This window comes from Nostoc sp., assembly GCF_036917675.1.
In the GTDB taxonomy this organism is placed as follows: Bacteria; Cyanobacteriota; Cyanobacteriia; order Cyanobacteriales; family Nostocaceae; genus Nostoc.
The window spans coordinates 51,115-65,867 of sequence record NZ_JBALCT010000004.1; the positions used below are offsets into that span (position 1 = coordinate 51,115).

Here is a 14,753-nt window from a genome sequence, read left to right on the forward strand (position 1 = left end):
ATCTACGGTGTACAACACAAGTCTTTGATAAGGCAATTTATGGTTAAGTCTCATTGCCCCTGAGAAACCTCACCCTGGTTTTGCTATGCAAAACCTGTCCCTCTCCTTATTAAGGAGAGGGATTAAAGATTTGCATCGCCAGTTAGCTTGTAATGTTGAGTGGTTAGTCCTATATATTTAGTTAATTTTTTGCAGATTCTTAATTGTGAAGAAGATTTCATCATCAGCTATTCGACTATCATAATCAATATTAATTTGAGTTGGGTAGCCGATTATCGGATCATATTGTACAGTCAGATTTGCCGCTTTCCGAATCAGCGCATTTCTAATGATATTAAAGAGTTTAGGAATAGTATTGTATTTTTGAAACAATTGTGAATCTACTGGTTTACCAGTCTCTTTAGAAGTGATAGAAGTTGTGAGGCCATTACGTACTTGAATAATCACAACTTCTGTGGCTTTGGGGAAACAATTGCAACTTCTAGTGAATTCATAGCTATAGTTAGAGATTTTTTGCTGTCTCCATAATCGGTAATTAATCTTAAATTGTTTAAAGGTGAAACTAGTAGATGCTGGTGTTTGCGCTACCTGTATAGGAGGTTGAGGCATAACAGGTGCATTCAAACCCAAAGATGCCACTAAAATGGCACTAATTGCGATTGGCAAACGCATATAAATCCATCATTAACTCCAATTGCTCACTTTAACGTGCTTGAATGTGATTCGTAAAACAGTGAAATTATTTGTAACACGTACTTTTTGTGGTAGTACAGATTTTCCATTGGTTTCGCTACCGCCCCTATTGATGGCTGGAGAAATGAACGTGATCTTATGTCCATAATCTGTATATGTAAATCTATCTTATTAATGATGGACAATTTATCATTAAAATCTTTTCGTGTCTCCGTGTCTGTGCGTCAGCCTAAATAATAAGTTTTTAAGCGGACATAATATCACTCCTCAGTTATCAACTTTCTTTCTTCAGGGAGTAAGGTAGTTTCATCTTCAGAGCGATCGCAATTTACAGATTTGGTTTTAGTTTCATACGGTTTGATAATTAGACTGACACCAATTGTCCAACCTAATGCAACCATCCAACCCGCGAGAATGTCACTAGGAAAATGAACCCCCAGATAGAGACGACACCACGCAATAGCGATTACATATAAGCTGCCGAATATGAGAAGCAACCACCGCCAGGAGCTATCCCAAGTTAAGAATAGCAAAATTGCTACCAGTGTTACACTCGTCATGGCATGAGCGCTGGGAAATGCAAAACTAGACTCAGGCGCAATGGACTGCCACAATTGTGGACGCACTCGATGCATTAATTCCTTTGCTGTGCGGTTGATGATTACACTTCCCACTGAGGCGGTGAGTAAATAAGCTAGCGATCGCCAGCGTTTTTGAAGTAGTAATATGAGTGCGATCGCACCTAAAATCGGTATCGCCGTCCAAGGCAACCCAATTATAGCTAGCGCCACTGCTAAAATATCTAGCTGGGGGTTTGCTGTAGAATGAACTGCTAACAGAATAGGCACATCCCACGGTAAGCCAGCTTGATTCTGCCATATCTTTACTATCAGGATTTCAAAGACCTGCAAAGGTAAATATACACCGATCAAGAGGAATAATAGCGATCGCCAACGGGCAATCAACAAATTTTTGAGAAAAGAAAGAGACGACTGACTCTTTTGATTGGCTGTTTTCACTTTTTCCATATCAAAGTTAAAAAGACTTCAATGATCACAAATTACTAGAATTTTGAGAAGTTCCACAATGTTTACAATAGGACAAATGTTTATAAGTAAGATTATGACAGTTTTGGCATTCAATATATTGATAATAACCGCAGTGCGGACAGTAAGTATCAAGAGGTCGAATTTTCTTGGCACAATTGACACAGCATGATTTTTGAACTCTGCTAGCTGCCTGGAGTTTAGCATTAAAGACAAACTTTTGAAAAAACTGGATAATTCCAAAACCAATAATTGGAATCAGTAAGATATAAATATAACTGAGCAGGAAAAGCAAACCACCAAAAAGGATGCTAATGATCTTAAAGATAAATTCAAATATTGCACCTATTTGAAGAAATTCAAATATTTTAACGATTAGTGGGATAAAAAAGATAACTAGCAAATGCCAGCTAATTAGCGAGATGAGTCCATATCCTCTTCCTTGAGCAAATTTGTGAACTGATAAGGCAATGAGAATCAACGGGAGAAGAAAGAGGCACTGAAAAGCAAGCTGGATACTTGGATACCAAAATGACGCCTTTTGATAGCCTTTATTAACTTCCCGGAATTGATTGTCATCTTTAAGAAAGGCTATAAAACTAATACTTTCCGGTTTGGTAAGCAGTTCATTTTTAAGAGTAGAATTTTCCTGTTTAAGGGTAGAAATTTGGCGATTATTTTGTTCTAATGCCTGTTTAGCTTTTTCAGCACTGACTTGATTAATTGATTGTTGACGATCCTGACCGGCAATTTTTTCTAAAAGCGTTGAGTCATATTGGGCTTTAATAGTGCGATCGTCTTCTTCAAGCCTACTGATTTTCGCTTGTTTCTGATCAATAGTTTTGATGATTTCCTGCTTTTCAGGATTGTTAATCTTATCTTTGTAGTTGGCATATTGCAAGCACGTTTTAGAAACCTTACCCAGATGTCCTGCTTCGACTTGTTGATAGTTTTGCTGAAAAGTGAGTTGATACTTCGCGTTATTTTGGAACGAAAGTCTAACAATTTCATAGTCTTTATCTTTAGTGGTTTTTGTCCGGTAATCTTGCCACTCTGAATAACATGGATAAGCCTTGTTCGGGCTGAGATACCATCTGCTTATATCATCCAGTCCCGTAAAAACATTAATCAAGATAAAAATATCAATTAAAATAATGACAATCAAACTCACTTTATTCAGTGGTTCGTTGTTGATTGTCCTTGATTTACTAAAAAATTGACTCAAAAGACGGCGGATTCTGGCAAACATATTTTCTTTTAAATAAATGGAAATTTAATCCGAATCAATTTTAGATGATTAGTAGTGAGTAAGTGCCCAAAAATACATCTACTCATCTAAAGATTTGTTAACTGCTGACTTCTGAGAAACAAAATCCCCGACTTCTCAAAGAAATCGGGGATTTTGTTTTTCAATTCTCACAAATCAGGCTGGGGTAAAAAATAGCATGACTTTGGTAACGGCTGTGCGCCCCAACTGAAACCTATTTAGCAGCGAAGTAGGCTTCTAGTGCCTCAGAACCACCAATTAATTTACCATCGATAAACACTTGGGGAACTGTTGTCGCACCTGTAACTGCTCGTAAAGAGCGTGTGGTAATATCCTTACCCAAAGTAATTTCTTCGTAGTTGATGCCATTTTCCTTGAGCATCGCCTTCGCACGGGCACAGAAGGGACAACCGACTTTCGCAAACAGGGAAACTACTTCGGGCTTTACTGCTTGGGGGTTGATGTATCTGAGCATTGTTTCGGCATCGGACACCTTAAAGGGATCTCCTGGCTCGTCTGGTTCAATAAACATCTGGTCAATTACACCATCTTTCACCAGCATAGAATAGCGCCACGATCGCTTCCCAAACCCCAAGTCTGATTTATCTACCAGCATACTCATCCCTTCAGTAAATTCACCATTACCATCCGGAATTAGTCTGATATTTTCTGCCTCTTGATCCTTTGCCCATTCGTTCATCACAAAGGCATCATTCACAGAAATACAGATAATGTCATCGACACCATTTTCTTTGAAAACCTTAGCCAATTCGTTGTAACCAGGGAGATGAGTTGATGAACAAGTTGGAGTATAAGCACCCGGTAAAGAGAAGACAACCACTGTCTTACCAGCAAATAGCTCATCGGTTGTCACATCCACCCAGTCGTTGTTATTGCGAGTATGGAAAGTGACATTGGGTACTCTTTGCCCTTTGCGATCGCTGAACATGATTTTGCTTGCCTTTAGTAATCAATTCCAGTCATAACCTATCATGGGAGAACTGGTATAATCTAACTATGACTCAGCTCAGAAACTTCATTCATAAATGGAGCGAGCGCTACAACAAATTCAGCAGTTGATTCAATATGTATAATACTTACATATCAGTCCTTTATATTCTAATTGACGTTTAAATTCATAAAATTCAAGCCTCAGCAATAACTTGAGCTAAGTTATGATTTTTTAGCATCTCAGAAATGTTGGTAGAGTCGATGCCCGGTATTATCCGGGGCACCTCTCTGTTAAATCTGGGCGTGCGACTTTCACCGCACCCAGCTTCCGATGTTCTCAGCTTGCGCTTTTGCTCATGTGTTTATAATCGTGGCAACTCTCATGAATTGCTTCAAGATTATTTTTCTTCCAGTTGGCGTGATTTCTGTCGATGTGGTGCAGGTGAACCCGTTCTTCATCGATAAACTTTAAGCCGCAGGATGCACATTTATGGTTTTGCTTGTTAAGAGCTTTAGAGGTTTCGCCGTCGTAGAGCTTACTTTTTCGTTCACTCCAGTAGGTGCTATCCCCATCATAGGGGGACTTTGTGCCTTTGACCATGACGTGACTACCTTCGGAGTAGGGAACCTTCGGAAATGCTTTGTCTAGTAATTTCTTGCTGGAGTAGCGGTCTTTCTTGGCTTCCCTATTAAATACCGTGTATGCTCTGTGGCTCATGAACCAAAGTGATAACTTTGACCCGTCCATCTTGCAGAACTTATGGTAATTTCTCCATCCTCTAACTATTGGGGAAAGCTTTTCAGCCTTCACCTTAGAGCCATAATTCGAGTTGTTGACGATGTGTTTTACTTTCTTACGAAAAGCTTTGAAGTTTTCCACTGAGGGGGTACTTCTAAACTTTCCATTGCTCTGCACTTTGAACTGCCAGCCGAGGAAATGGAACCCATCTGTCGCGGCGGTGACTTTGGTTTTCTTTTGGCTCACATTCATTCCGCGTTTACGGAGGAACTCGCTGATTCTTTCAAGTATCTCTGTCGCATCATCTTGGGGGCGGAGTATGATTACCATGTCATCTGCATATCTTGCTGATGGTTCGATAATGGATTTATCTGGTGTTTTGTCTGTTATTCTGTAGCCCCGTTTGTACTCTACGTGGTACCTGTGTATACTCTCAATCCCGTTGAGTGCGATGTTGGCTAGTAATGGGCTAACCACTCCCCCTTGCGGTGTACCCTGTTCGGGAAATTCTGGGTTGACTCCTGTCTTGAGGCATCGGAATATTCCGAGTTTTAAGCCTTTGGGGGCAATGAGTTCGTCCATTATTGCTGAGTGGTTAATCCGGTCGAAGCACTTTTCAATATCGAGTTCGATTACTCGTTTTTCTATTCCGTTGACACTAGAGTTAAGGTTTGCAAAGATGTACTGTTGTGCATCATGGGCAGAGCGCCCAGTTCTGAACCCATAGCTCCGGGCGTGGAAAGTGGCTTCATGTGCTGGTTCGAGTGCATATTTTGCTAGGCATTGCCAAGCTCTATCCGCGATGGTAGGTACTTTTAGCATTCTGGTGGTTCCATCCTTTTTAGGAATTGGAATTTCCCGTAGACCGCTATGATGCCAGTTGCTATACTGGGTCTTGAGTGTTATTTCAAGTGCAAAGCGTTCCTCGAATGAGAGGGATTTTTTGCCATCGATACCTGCCGTCTTCTTGCCAGCATAAAGCTTAGATACTTGTCTTATTGCAAGAAATCGAGCCGAGGTGGATTTCATAATAAGCTTTTGGAGTAACCGCGCTTTCCGCTTGTCTCCAACAAGAACCGCTTTATACACACGCTTTTGAAGGCGGAATAGATTTCGGCGGAATTTCTTCCACGGTAGGGCTATCCAAGATTCACTAGTTTTATAACTGTGTCTAATCATTTTCTCTTCTCTGGTTAGTGTATTCTGAACACCTCGCAACAATTACGTTGCGTCCTACCCGAACTGTGGGGATTCTTCCGCTCGTCTGGTTTACCTGGGGTTCGACTGTCCCAAGACCCACAATTCGTTTTTATTCGTTCCCTCGGAAGGATTGATTGTTCCTTTAGATGTTGCCAATTCAACTACTGGATTCCCTTGACTCATGCCGTTTTTGACTTAACTGCGGCGGGAATGAACTCCAGTGTGCTCAGGGTTTTTATGTTACGCCCTTGCCTGTAGATAAGTTGCTTTTCTAGGCTCTGTTTCATCGTAGGAACCCCCTGTTAGCGCCAGTGTCAACCCGCAACGGTAGTCTGATTGCGCCCTGTTCCCAGCTTCACTCTACAAGAACCGAGCTTGTTCGGTGTGGGCAGGTAAGGAGTCAATTCTGAGTCTGAATGGTAGGACTTTCACCTACATCTGACCGAGAGATCAGCCTTTTGGTGACAGTAATCTGCTGTCGGGCTGGATTAGTTATTTACGGACTGAGTACCGTGATTCACTAATCAACGAATCGCACTAAATCTTCTACTACTATCTTGGCGTGGTTTTTGCATAAGTAAGTAGTGATTTGATGTAAAGTGTTTTTTCTGAGATTAGCTACTTTTGCGTGATGTCTTGCTAATTATATCCTCAGCCTGACTTTCACCGGATCTGGAAAACCTCTCTAAATCTCTCTCCTAAAAAGAGAGAGACTTTGAATTTTCCCCACCCTGTCCTGACTTTAATCCCTCTCCTTACTAAGGAGAGGGACAGGTTTTGCACAAGCAAAACCAGGGTGAGGTTTCTTTGGGCTATTGGATAAACCGTAAATGACCTCATCAAGACTTGTGTGTACACCGTAGCTTCCCGTCGCGGGAAGGGCGTTAGGTTTTTCGTAGCCCTTTCCACATGATCTGAATTGTCAGATCCTCCGCCTCTACGTTAAAAAAAATTGACTTTGACGAAGAGTTAAGCCTTAACCCAAGCGTATTGGGCTTTAGCTGCTGTTTTTTATTGACGTTGCAAAAATTTACATTTAAAATTGAAAGCGGCAAAATCAGATAAGTATTTATTCTTATTTATCCTGAAAAATTCACATTTGATGAGTATATATTCCTGTTGAAAGCAAAAATTTAATCTTTTAGAGTTCAATAAAGGTTACAAAACTATAAATTGCTTAATATAATGTAACCAAAAGCGAGAAAGCAAATTGATTGTCAGAAGTGATGAATGCTATTGAATTTCCCTGGCTAACAGCCATAATCCTCTTACCCTTGGTGTCTGCCTTAGCCATCCCCCTAATCCCCGACAAAGAAGGTACAACTGTCCGGTGGTATGCTTTAGGAGTTGCGATCGCCGACTTTGCACTGATGATTTATGCCTTTTGGTATAAGTACGACTTTCAGAGTTCAACACTCCAACTTGTAGAAAACTATCCTTGGGTACCGGAGTTAGGTTTGCATTGGGCGGTGGGGGTTGATGGTTTATCGATGCCCTTACTGCTTCTGACAGGCTTAATAAATACCCTGGCAATATTCGCGGCTTGGAAAGTTACTACCAAGCCGCGATTATTTTATGGTTTGATGTTAGCGATGTACAGCGCCCAGCTTGGCGTATTTGTCGCCCAGGATTTGCTGCTGTTCTTCCTGATGTGGGAAATCGAGTTAGTGCCGGTTTACCTGCTGATTTCCATCTGGGGAGGACAAAATCGCCGTTATGCGGCTACCAAGTTCATTCTTTACACCGCCGCCGCATCAATATTTATCTTGATTGCCGGTTTTGCACTTGTCTTCTCTGGAGATACCATCACCTTCGATATGGCGGCTCTGGGAATGAAGGAATACCCCAAAACCTTGGAATTGTTGGTTTATGCAGGTTTCTTGATTGCCTTCGGGGTAAAGTTACCAATTTTCCCTTTACACACTTGGCTACCTGATGCTCACGGTGAAGCATCAGCACCCGGTTCGATGATTTTGGCTGGTGTGTTGTTAAAAATGGGTGGTTATGCCCTCATCCGCTTCAATGTGGAAATGTTGCCCAATGCCCATGTGACTTTTGCGCCAGTATTAGCGATTTTGGGTGTAGTGAACATTGTCTACGGTGCTTGCTGTGCCTTTGCCCAAACCAATCTCAAACGCCGCTTGGCTTACTCTTCAATTGCCCACATGGGGTTTGTGTTGATTGGGATTGCCTCCTACACAGAACTGGGTATTAGCGGTGCAATGCTACAGATGGTTTCCCACGGCTTGATTGCTGCTAGCTTGTTCTTCCTCTCTGGCGTGACTTACGATCGCACTCACACCTTGATGATGGATAAAATGGGCGGTATGGCCAAGGTAATGCCCAAAACCTTTGCTCTATTTACCATTGGTTCAATGGCATCTCTGGCCTTACCCGGAATGAGTGGTTTTGTGGGTGAGTTGATGGTATTTCTGGGTATTGCCACCAGTGATGTTTACAGTTCTAGCTTCAAAATTGTAGTCGTGCTGCTGTCAGCCGTTGGCGTGATTTTGACACCGATTTATTTACTGTCGATGCTGCGTCAAGTATTCTATGGTGAGCAGAGTGTTCGCGTAGCGTCTCGCAGAGAAGAGTTGCGCTTGGATGCTGTAATATCTGATGTCAAACCCCGCGAAATATTTATTACCGCTTGTTTGCTGCTGCCAATTATCGGAATTGGTTTCTATCCCAAGTTGGCAACGCAGACTTATGATGTAAAGGCAGTGGAATTAGCCGCCCATGCTCGCCAAGTTCTACCAGTTGTTGCCCATCAGCAACCATCAAGTCTGTACTCGCGGATTTTCTCTGCACCAACATTAGCTAATTCTCAAGTTGAAAGTTCGATTAACATTTCTGAGTAAATTAACTTTTCATTAAGGGTGCTGCAAGTAAATTCTAAATATTAGGGGAATAAAGGGGTGGTTACGAAACCATCCCTAAAATTTTGCCAAGAGATATCCTGAAGACAGGTGAAGTCCCAAAAATCAATTATGAATACCAACTTACCTGTAGCTACAGAAATTATACCAATGGTCTTGCAATTGCAACCTGCGATCGCACTAACCGACGATCAGTTTTACGAATTTTGTCAGCTAAACCGTGATTTTCGCATCGAACGCAATGCTGTGGGAGAATTAGTGATTATGCCCCCTACTGGTTCCGAAACTGATCAACATAACTTTGACGTTATTGTTCAGTTGGGTATTTGGACAAAGCAAGATGGTACAGGTGTAGGGTTTGGTTCCAGTGGTGGGTTTACTTTGCCCAATGGTGCGGTGCGATCTCCCGATGCAGCCTGGATAAAACGTACAAGCTGGGAAGCGATACCAGCAGAACTGCGAAAAAAGTTTGCGCCGATTTGTCCTGATTTCGTGATTGAATTGCGTTCTGAGAGCGATAAGTTGCAAGTTTTGCAAGATAAGATGCAAGAGTATATAGATAATGGCACGCAACTTGGTTCGTTAATTGATAGAAAACAACGCCGAGTTTTTATTTATCGTCCTAATATTGCGATTGAAGTATTGAATAACCCTAAGACGCTTTATGGTGAACCGTTGCTACCTGGGTTTGTTTTGGATTTAAGTCAGGTTTGGTAGGCAGTAAGCTAGTTTTATAGTACCGAAAAAGGTTGACGTAGATACAATATCTGTGTTTATACAAAGAGCTAAAACAGTTACACTCAAAGCATGATCAAATAAAAATGCTAGGAATTTATGGCGGCGAAAGACATATTCCATAATGCAGTAAGACGGCCTTTGGAGAAAGAGGGTTGGCTGATCACTAATGACCCGCTTTTCCTGCGTTTTGGTGGTTTGGATATGTACATCGACCTCGGTGCAGAGAAACTTTTAGCAGCTGAACGAAATCAATAAAAAATTGCCGTTGAAGTTAAAAGCTTTGTTGCTCCATCTACTACAACTGAATTTAGTACTGCTCTAGGACAATATCTCAAATATCAATTAGCACTTGAAGAAGAACTACCTGAGAGACTTCTATATTTAGCAGTTCCCTTAGACACCTATCGTTCTTTTTTTACTTTAGAACTGCCACGCTTATTAATCCAACGCTACCAAGTTCGGCTGATTGTTTTCGACCCAGAAGAGGAAGCGATTGTAAAATGGTAAAAGTAGAACAGTACCGTCAACTTATTCAAGAACTGTTGCTAGCTTACAGTGAAATTAAAGCCAGCAACGAAGAAGTCGAAGCAGAAGTGATTTTTGATAGAGAACACGTTGGGCTTTGCCCCGCCGTAGGCATCGCTACCAACTTGTTCACGCGGGGTGGTCAAATAAGCGCCGTGTATATGGCTGCGTTTTGCATCTAGATATTAAAAACGAAAAAATTTGGATTCAACATGATGGTACTGAAGGAGGTATCGCCAATGAACTTATTAGTCGAGGTATACCCAAAAAAGACATCGTTTTAGCTTTTCATTCCCCCTTTAAACGACAATTTACGGAGTTCGCTGTTGGTTAATATGGTTGAGAGTTGAAAGGAATCCAATCACTCTTAATTAATAGAGTTGAGTTAGAGTAATTTCAATCGCTAAACTTTTCGTGATTTAGGATATAGCCACCAACTAAACAAACGGCTGACTCTGGGCATGACAACGTAGGTCAAAAGTACAACCATTATTATGGTAACGATCAGCGAAATAATCAAATGTGGTAAACCGCGAAGCAGAGGGACTAGAAACGTAGTCAAAATATTAATCAACACATATACAGCTCCACAAGTTAGCAATGCTATTTTATAGCGTGGTGGAGTTTTTAGTGGTTGACCGGGAAGAGAAAACCAAGCTTCTAATCCACAGATTTCTTGAACATTAGGGTCAGATTCAACCAAGTGTTTACCTTGATTCAGCCAATATTCGCGATCGCGCGATGTCATCCACACCTTTAAATTTTTATAATCGTCAAACCGGAAGATGATCACATATTCGTTTCGCACCCCAAGTTGAGGACGAATCACATTTGTTCCCAAATGACCTAGATAGGTTCTGGAAACCTTGGTAATATTTTTCAACCAAGCTTCGTAAGCTGTTTCGCATCCTGGTTTGACAACTTGTGTAATGACTACGGTTACAGATTGATCGTTCTGTTCCATCTCCATTAGTTATGCCACCTATATTTGCGTCGTTGTGCCTTTGCGCGAAACTAAATTTATACTTTTAATCAACAATCCCATAAATTCGCTTCCTCTGGAACATTTTTAAATTTGGGATTTTCAATTCAAAACCCCAAATTTAAAATCTGAAATTCAGTCATTCTCAAGTTAAGGGATATCCAGTTTTTCCAACCTCAAGCCGAACAACATTAGCAGGAACGACACCTGTAGGAGGAGGTAAAGACATTCCACCGTTGGTAACAACATATAATATCGCAGTGCGTAGGCATAACCCGTCGTAGACATCGCCTTTCCCTTGACCAAAAGCCACGGCTGTGCTACAAATTACACCATCCTCGGCTTGAGCAATGATGGTTGTACTGCGATCGCTTGCAATTCGCACTACACTGTTGTATATGTGCGTCGCTCCATAAAGATTGCCTTCCACATCAAAAGCAAAGTCATCAATATTAGTCTGCTCAACAAAAATTTCCGGCTCACCTGGTTCATCTCCAATACCAAGGGGAATCCGCAACAGCAACATTTTTTCTGTATTTGAGACGTAGAGGAAACCACCAAAACGCTTCAAGCCATTTGCAGCCGGAGTGACATTTTCCGAACTGCTACGAGCAAGCATTGGATGTTCTAGCCAAATAGATCCACGGGGTTGAGCGATATCAATCAGCCAGATTGCACCGCGATAGGAATCTGCCGTCAAATACTGAGTGTCGGAAAGTGGGGTGATGCCATTGAGAAATATAGCATCTGGCAGTGTCAGCAACCTTTCCACCGTGCCATCACTTTTAACTAGAGAAACCACGGGTATAGAATCAGCATTCCAGCCTGTTGTCACCAGATCGCCGTTGGTAGTGAAAGCAAGACCACTTACTTTGCCTTCAACAGTGGCATAAATTTGCTGATTGCCATCTGGGGTAATGCGAACAATCTTACCGATCTCATGATTGCTTACAAAAATTGTGCCATCTGGTGCGTAGGCGTAGCCCGCCGCAGGCATCGCTAGATTTTCCAAAAAAGTATTGACTGGGAATGAGGTAATAACTTTGGCAGGTACTAATTCAATCTGTGTATCTGCATAAATAGGCGGTAAACCTGCGGAATTTCCCATATTAACCTACCATTGTACTTGAATCGGGCTACCAAACTTTCGCATCTCTGCAAAAAACTGTCCTTGCGCTCCGCCATCGGGAAGTGTTGCCAAAAAATACTTCATGCCCCTGCTCTGCCCAGAGAATACCAAGAGAGCGTCCCATGTTTCCACTGCCAATAATTCCAATCTTCATGAGTTAACCCTCATTTCACCCTAGATTGTCAAGAGATTATAGTTAAAGCAGGTGAAGTAGCCACAAAGCAATTATGACCACCAACTTACCTCTAGCCACAGAAATTATACCAATGGTTTTGCAATTGCAACCTGCGATGTCTACGACGGGCTATTCGGCGTCGCACTAACCAATGACCAGTTTTATGAATTTTGTCAGCTAAACCGTGATTTTCGTATCGAACGTAATCCTGCTGGAGAATTAGTCATTATGCCCCCTACTGGTTCCGAAACTGATGAACGCAATTTTAACTTAGTTGGGCAGTTGTGGGTATGGACAAAGTAAGATGGTACAGGTGTAGGGTTTGGTTCCAGTGGTAGGTTTACTTTGCCGAATGGTGCGGTGCGACACCGAATAGCCCGTCGTAGACATCGCCAGATGCAGCGTGGATAAAACGCGAGCGCTGGGAAGCCATACCACTGGAACTGCGAAAAAAATTTGCACCGATTTGTCCTGAGTTTGTGATTGAATTGCGCTCCCAGAGCGTAGTTTACCGCCGTAGGCATCGCTTGCAAGTTTTACAAAAGAAGATGCAAGAGTATATTGATAATGGCACACAACTTGGTTGGTTAATTGATAGAAAACAACGCCAAGTTTTTATTTATCGTCCTAATATTGCAGTTGAGGTATTAGATAATCCTAAAACCCTTTGCGGTGAAACGTTGCTACCTGGATTTGTTTTGGATTTAAGTCAGGTTTGGTAGCTCACATCTTGCAGCAGACTCTTAAAAATAGTGCCAGAGATATTCTACATCCACAGACAAAATTAAATGTATGAACACAACACCCTCTAAAAGTGAAAGAGATGAAATGTTCAAGTGGTTAAATCGTAACCGCCAGATGTTATTAGATTTATATAAAAATCAATATATCGCTTACAATGCAAATGGAATAATTGCTCACAGCGAAAACTTACGCGAAGTTTTAGCATTAGGTAATGCTGCAAAACAGCCTTTTTTAATTTACTTAGTTCCCCGTCAGACTGCTTCTATAGAAATTTTGTCAATTCGCTTCCGCACCGTCGCTCGCCATGATTGGCAACCAAATTATAGCGTTATTTTAAAACATAGAGATATAGAATCTAATACAACAATGTTAGTAGATTCTGGTGCTGAATTAAGTTTAATTTCATTGAAAGTTGGTGAAGATTTAGGCTATGCTTTGGCTGATTCAGAATCAACTTTGTTGGCAGAAACTATAGGTGGTAGAGTTGAGTATGTTTTACGTAATGTCGAAATGACAATTGACGAACACAATTTTATTACTCCTGTAGCATGGTTGCAAACCAATACAGGCGGAGAACAATTGCTTTTAGGGCGAGAAGTTGTATTTGATAAATTTAATATTGAATTTAGGCAAGCTGAGGAGCAAATTATTTTTACATGGCGTGAAGATTTGAAGTGATAAATTCAATAATTTAATAGTGTTTAACAGTTAAATAGCCAAAAATTTATTCCTCATCTTCAAACAAAGATTCTAAATCTCTATAACCGCTTGCAATACGAGTAACAATAATTCCATCCTCGCTGGGATAGTAAAATATAATGTAATCATCCACAACAAAGCCGCGCAGATTCGTTACAAGTCTTCTGTAACTTTTCCCCATACTGGGAAAATCTGCTACCAACTTACACTTCTTACGAATATCATCAAAAAGCTTACTAGCTGCTTTTGGGTTACGGCGAGCAATATATTCACAAATTTCATCTAAATCTTGAATTGCTTCATCTGAAAATGAATAACTACTCATTCTTCAGACTCCTCAGCAATTTTCCGAATTTTTTCTTGAAATCTAGCGAAAACAACTTCGCCATCAGTTACTTGTCCTTTAGCGATTTGTTCAGTTCCCACAGCAATTTTTTGGCGTAATTCTTCAATTCGCCGTTCTCTTTCTTGAAGCAATTTAAAAGCTTCATTGATCACATCCTCTGCACTAGCAAATCTACCACTTGCAATTTGTGCTTGAATAAATTGCTCTATTTCTGACTTGAGTGTGATATTCATAGCTTGTACCTCAGCTAAAAAATGGATGCATTAACTGGAACTGCAAAAAAAGTTTGTACCAGTTTGTGATTCAATTCCCAGAACATACTTTTGGAGACTACGGCAATAACCACATTTTAAAATGTATATAAAGTTTTGGAAATTACAGAAAAATTACTATAGCAATAGTACTTAAGTTGAATGTCTACTTTATATTACAAATAGATTTAAACAACTATTATTTTAAATAATCTCAATTTCTGCTATTAACTTTAATAAAGTATATAGGACTCCGATTTGATTTCTGAAAACATACTGAGACTGAAAAGCCCATTTTATCAGGGTTTTATCTGAAATCTTGTTCAAAAATCAGATATGAGTCCTATATATATCTTATACTCTAAATCGAAATAATTTGATGATCATAC

Annotated in this window: 14 protein-coding genes and 3 pseudogenes; 7 read left to right on the forward strand and 10 right to left on the reverse strand. The window is 40.8% G+C overall.

Translation table 11 applies throughout. The features are described 5' to 3' along the window. Positions 1-177 precede the first annotated feature (177 nt). The 5 genes from V7K31_RS01760 to V7K31_RS01780 all read right to left on the reverse strand — a co-directional run bounded on the left by V7K31_RS01760 (position 178) and on the right by V7K31_RS01780 (position 5,875). On the reverse strand, positions 178-672 hold the full coding sequence (locus V7K31_RS01760) for a DUF6174 domain-containing protein (protein WP_335092222.1): 495 nt from the start codon (positions 670-672) through the stop codon (positions 178-180). 281 nt (positions 673-953) lie between these two features. Then, positions 954-1,721, reverse strand: coding sequence for a phosphatase PAP2 family protein (locus V7K31_RS01765; RefSeq protein WP_335092223.1), 768 nt, complete (start codon positions 1,719-1,721; stop codon positions 954-956). Positions 1,722-1,746: 25 nt separating this feature from the next. Continuing rightward, the gene (locus V7K31_RS01770; protein WP_335092224.1) at positions 1,747-2,988 is read right to left on the reverse strand and encodes a hypothetical protein; all 1,242 of its coding nucleotides are present in this window, start codon (positions 2,986-2,988) and stop codon (positions 1,747-1,749) included. 232 nt (positions 2,989-3,220) lie between these two features. Continuing rightward, on the reverse strand, positions 3,221-3,955 hold the full coding sequence (locus V7K31_RS01775) for a redoxin family protein (RefSeq protein WP_335092225.1): 735 nt from the start codon (positions 3,953-3,955) through the stop codon (positions 3,221-3,223). A gap of 339 nt (positions 3,956-4,294) precedes the next feature. Next, complete coding sequence (locus V7K31_RS01780; protein ID WP_335092226.1) at positions 4,295-5,875, reverse strand: group II intron reverse transcriptase/maturase; 1,581 nt, start codon at positions 5,873-5,875, stop codon at positions 4,295-4,297. A gap of 1,247 nt (positions 5,876-7,122) precedes the next feature. On the opposite strand from V7K31_RS01780, the gene V7K31_RS01785 reads away from it, so the two are divergent. The 5 genes and pseudogenes from V7K31_RS01785 (at position 7,123) to V7K31_RS01800 (ending at position 10,372) form a co-directional block, all read left to right on the forward strand. Further along, entirely contained in the window at positions 7,123-8,757 is a 1,635-nt protein-coding gene (locus V7K31_RS01785; RefSeq protein WP_335092227.1) for an NAD(P)H-quinone oxidoreductase subunit 4, read from the forward strand. A 129-nt stretch (positions 8,758-8,886) separates the two neighbouring features. Then, a complete protein-coding gene (locus V7K31_RS01790) occupies positions 8,887-9,492 on the forward strand; it encodes a Uma2 family endonuclease (protein WP_335092228.1) in 606 nt (201 codons plus the stop codon). A gap of 117 nt (positions 9,493-9,609) precedes the next feature. Beyond that, positions 9,610-10,020, forward strand: a pseudogene (locus V7K31_RS01795) (XisH family protein). Next, positions 10,014-10,220 (forward strand): element excision factor XisI family protein, encoded by a 207-nt coding sequence (locus tag V7K31_RS31740; RefSeq protein WP_442941184.1) that lies wholly within the window; start codon positions 10,014-10,016, stop codon positions 10,218-10,220. The pseudogene V7K31_RS01795 and the gene V7K31_RS31740 overlap by 7 nt, the downstream one beginning before the upstream one ends. Then, positions 10,136-10,372 carry a XisI protein gene (locus tag V7K31_RS01800; protein ID WP_442941185.1) on the forward strand — a complete coding sequence of 79 codons (237 nt, stop codon included), beginning with the start codon at positions 10,136-10,138 and terminating at the stop codon, positions 10,370-10,372. The genes V7K31_RS31740 and V7K31_RS01800 overlap by 85 nt, the downstream gene beginning before the upstream one ends. A 69-nt stretch (positions 10,373-10,441) precedes the next feature. Here the strand turns inward: V7K31_RS01800 and V7K31_RS01805 are convergent, their stop codons facing one another. The 3 genes and pseudogenes from V7K31_RS01805 to V7K31_RS01815 form a co-directional block, all read right to left on the reverse strand. Further along, a complete protein-coding gene (locus V7K31_RS01805; RefSeq protein WP_442941186.1) occupies positions 10,442-11,008 on the reverse strand; it encodes an antibiotic biosynthesis monooxygenase in 567 nt (188 codons plus the stop codon). A 157-nt stretch (positions 11,009-11,165) separates the two neighbouring features. Further along, positions 11,166-12,128, reverse strand: coding sequence for an SMP-30/gluconolactonase/LRE family protein (locus tag V7K31_RS01810; protein ID WP_335092229.1), 963 nt, complete (start codon positions 12,126-12,128; stop codon positions 11,166-11,168). Between the two features lie 112 nt (positions 12,129-12,240). Beyond that, positions 12,241-12,303, reverse strand: a pseudogene (locus tag V7K31_RS01815) (hypothetical protein); the annotation flags it as partial. A gap of 73 nt (positions 12,304-12,376) precedes the next feature. On the opposite strand from V7K31_RS01815, the pseudogene V7K31_RS01820 reads away from it, so the two are divergent. Then, positions 12,377-13,046, forward strand: a pseudogene (locus V7K31_RS01820) (Uma2 family endonuclease). A 70-nt stretch (positions 13,047-13,116) separates the two neighbouring features. Further along, positions 13,117-13,746, forward strand: a complete 630-nt coding sequence (locus V7K31_RS01825) for a retropepsin-like domain-containing protein (RefSeq protein ID WP_335092230.1) — start codon at positions 13,117-13,119, stop codon at positions 13,744-13,746. Between the two features lie 46 nt (positions 13,747-13,792). Here V7K31_RS01825 and V7K31_RS01830 read toward each other — a convergent pair whose 3' ends face one another. Both V7K31_RS01830 and V7K31_RS01835 read right to left on the reverse strand, forming a co-directional pair. Next, positions 13,793-14,092: a type II toxin-antitoxin system RelE/ParE family toxin gene (locus V7K31_RS01830; RefSeq protein WP_335092231.1), complete on the reverse strand. Its 300-nt coding sequence runs from the start codon at positions 14,090-14,092 to the stop codon at positions 13,793-13,795. Further along, a complete protein-coding gene (locus V7K31_RS01835) occupies positions 14,089-14,346 on the reverse strand; it encodes a type II toxin-antitoxin system ParD family antitoxin (protein WP_334907933.1) in 258 nt (85 codons plus the stop codon). The genes V7K31_RS01830 and V7K31_RS01835 overlap by 4 nt, the downstream gene beginning before the upstream one ends. Positions 14,347-14,753: the final 407 nt, after the last annotated feature.

Bases quoted from the DNA above. Each gene is read 5' to 3' on its own strand.
- V7K31_RS01760 (WP_335092222.1), bottom strand. From the start codon at position 672: ATGCGTTTGCCAATCGCAATTAGTGCCATTTTAGTGGCATCTTTGGGT.
- V7K31_RS01765 (WP_335092223.1), bottom strand. From the start codon at position 1,721: ATGGAAAAAGTGAAAACAGCCAATCAAAAGAGTCAGTCGTCTCTTTCT.
- V7K31_RS01770 (WP_335092224.1), bottom strand. From the start codon at position 2,988: ATGTTTGCCAGAATCCGCCGTCTTTTGAGTCAATTTTTTAGTAAATCA.
- V7K31_RS01775 (WP_335092225.1), bottom strand. From the start codon at position 3,955: ATGTTCAGCGATCGCAAAGGGCAAAGAGTACCCAATGTCACTTTCCAT.
- V7K31_RS01780 (WP_335092226.1), bottom strand. From the start codon at position 5,875: ATGATTAGACACAGTTATAAAACTAGTGAATCTTGGATAGCCCTACCG.
- V7K31_RS01785 (WP_335092227.1), top strand. From the start codon at position 7,123: ATGAATGCTATTGAATTTCCCTGGCTAACAGCCATAATCCTCTTACCC.
- V7K31_RS01790 (WP_335092228.1), top strand. From the start codon at position 8,887: ATGAATACCAACTTACCTGTAGCTACAGAAATTATACCAATGGTCTTG.
- V7K31_RS31740 (WP_442941184.1), top strand. From the start codon at position 10,014: ATGGTAAAAGTAGAACAGTACCGTCAACTTATTCAAGAACTGTTGCTA.
- V7K31_RS01805 (WP_442941186.1), bottom strand. From the start codon at position 11,008: ATGGAGATGGAACAGAACGATCAATCTGTAACCGTAGTCATTACACAA.
- V7K31_RS01810 (WP_335092229.1), bottom strand. From the start codon at position 12,128: ATGGGAAATTCCGCAGGTTTACCGCCTATTTATGCAGATACACAGATT.
- V7K31_RS01825 (WP_335092230.1), top strand. From the start codon at position 13,117: ATGAACACAACACCCTCTAAAAGTGAAAGAGATGAAATGTTCAAGTGG.
- V7K31_RS01830 (WP_335092231.1), bottom strand. From the start codon at position 14,092: ATGAGTAGTTATTCATTTTCAGATGAAGCAATTCAAGATTTAGATGAA.
- V7K31_RS01835 (WP_334907933.1), bottom strand. From the start codon at position 14,346: ATGAATATCACACTCAAGTCAGAAATAGAGCAATTTATTCAAGCACAA.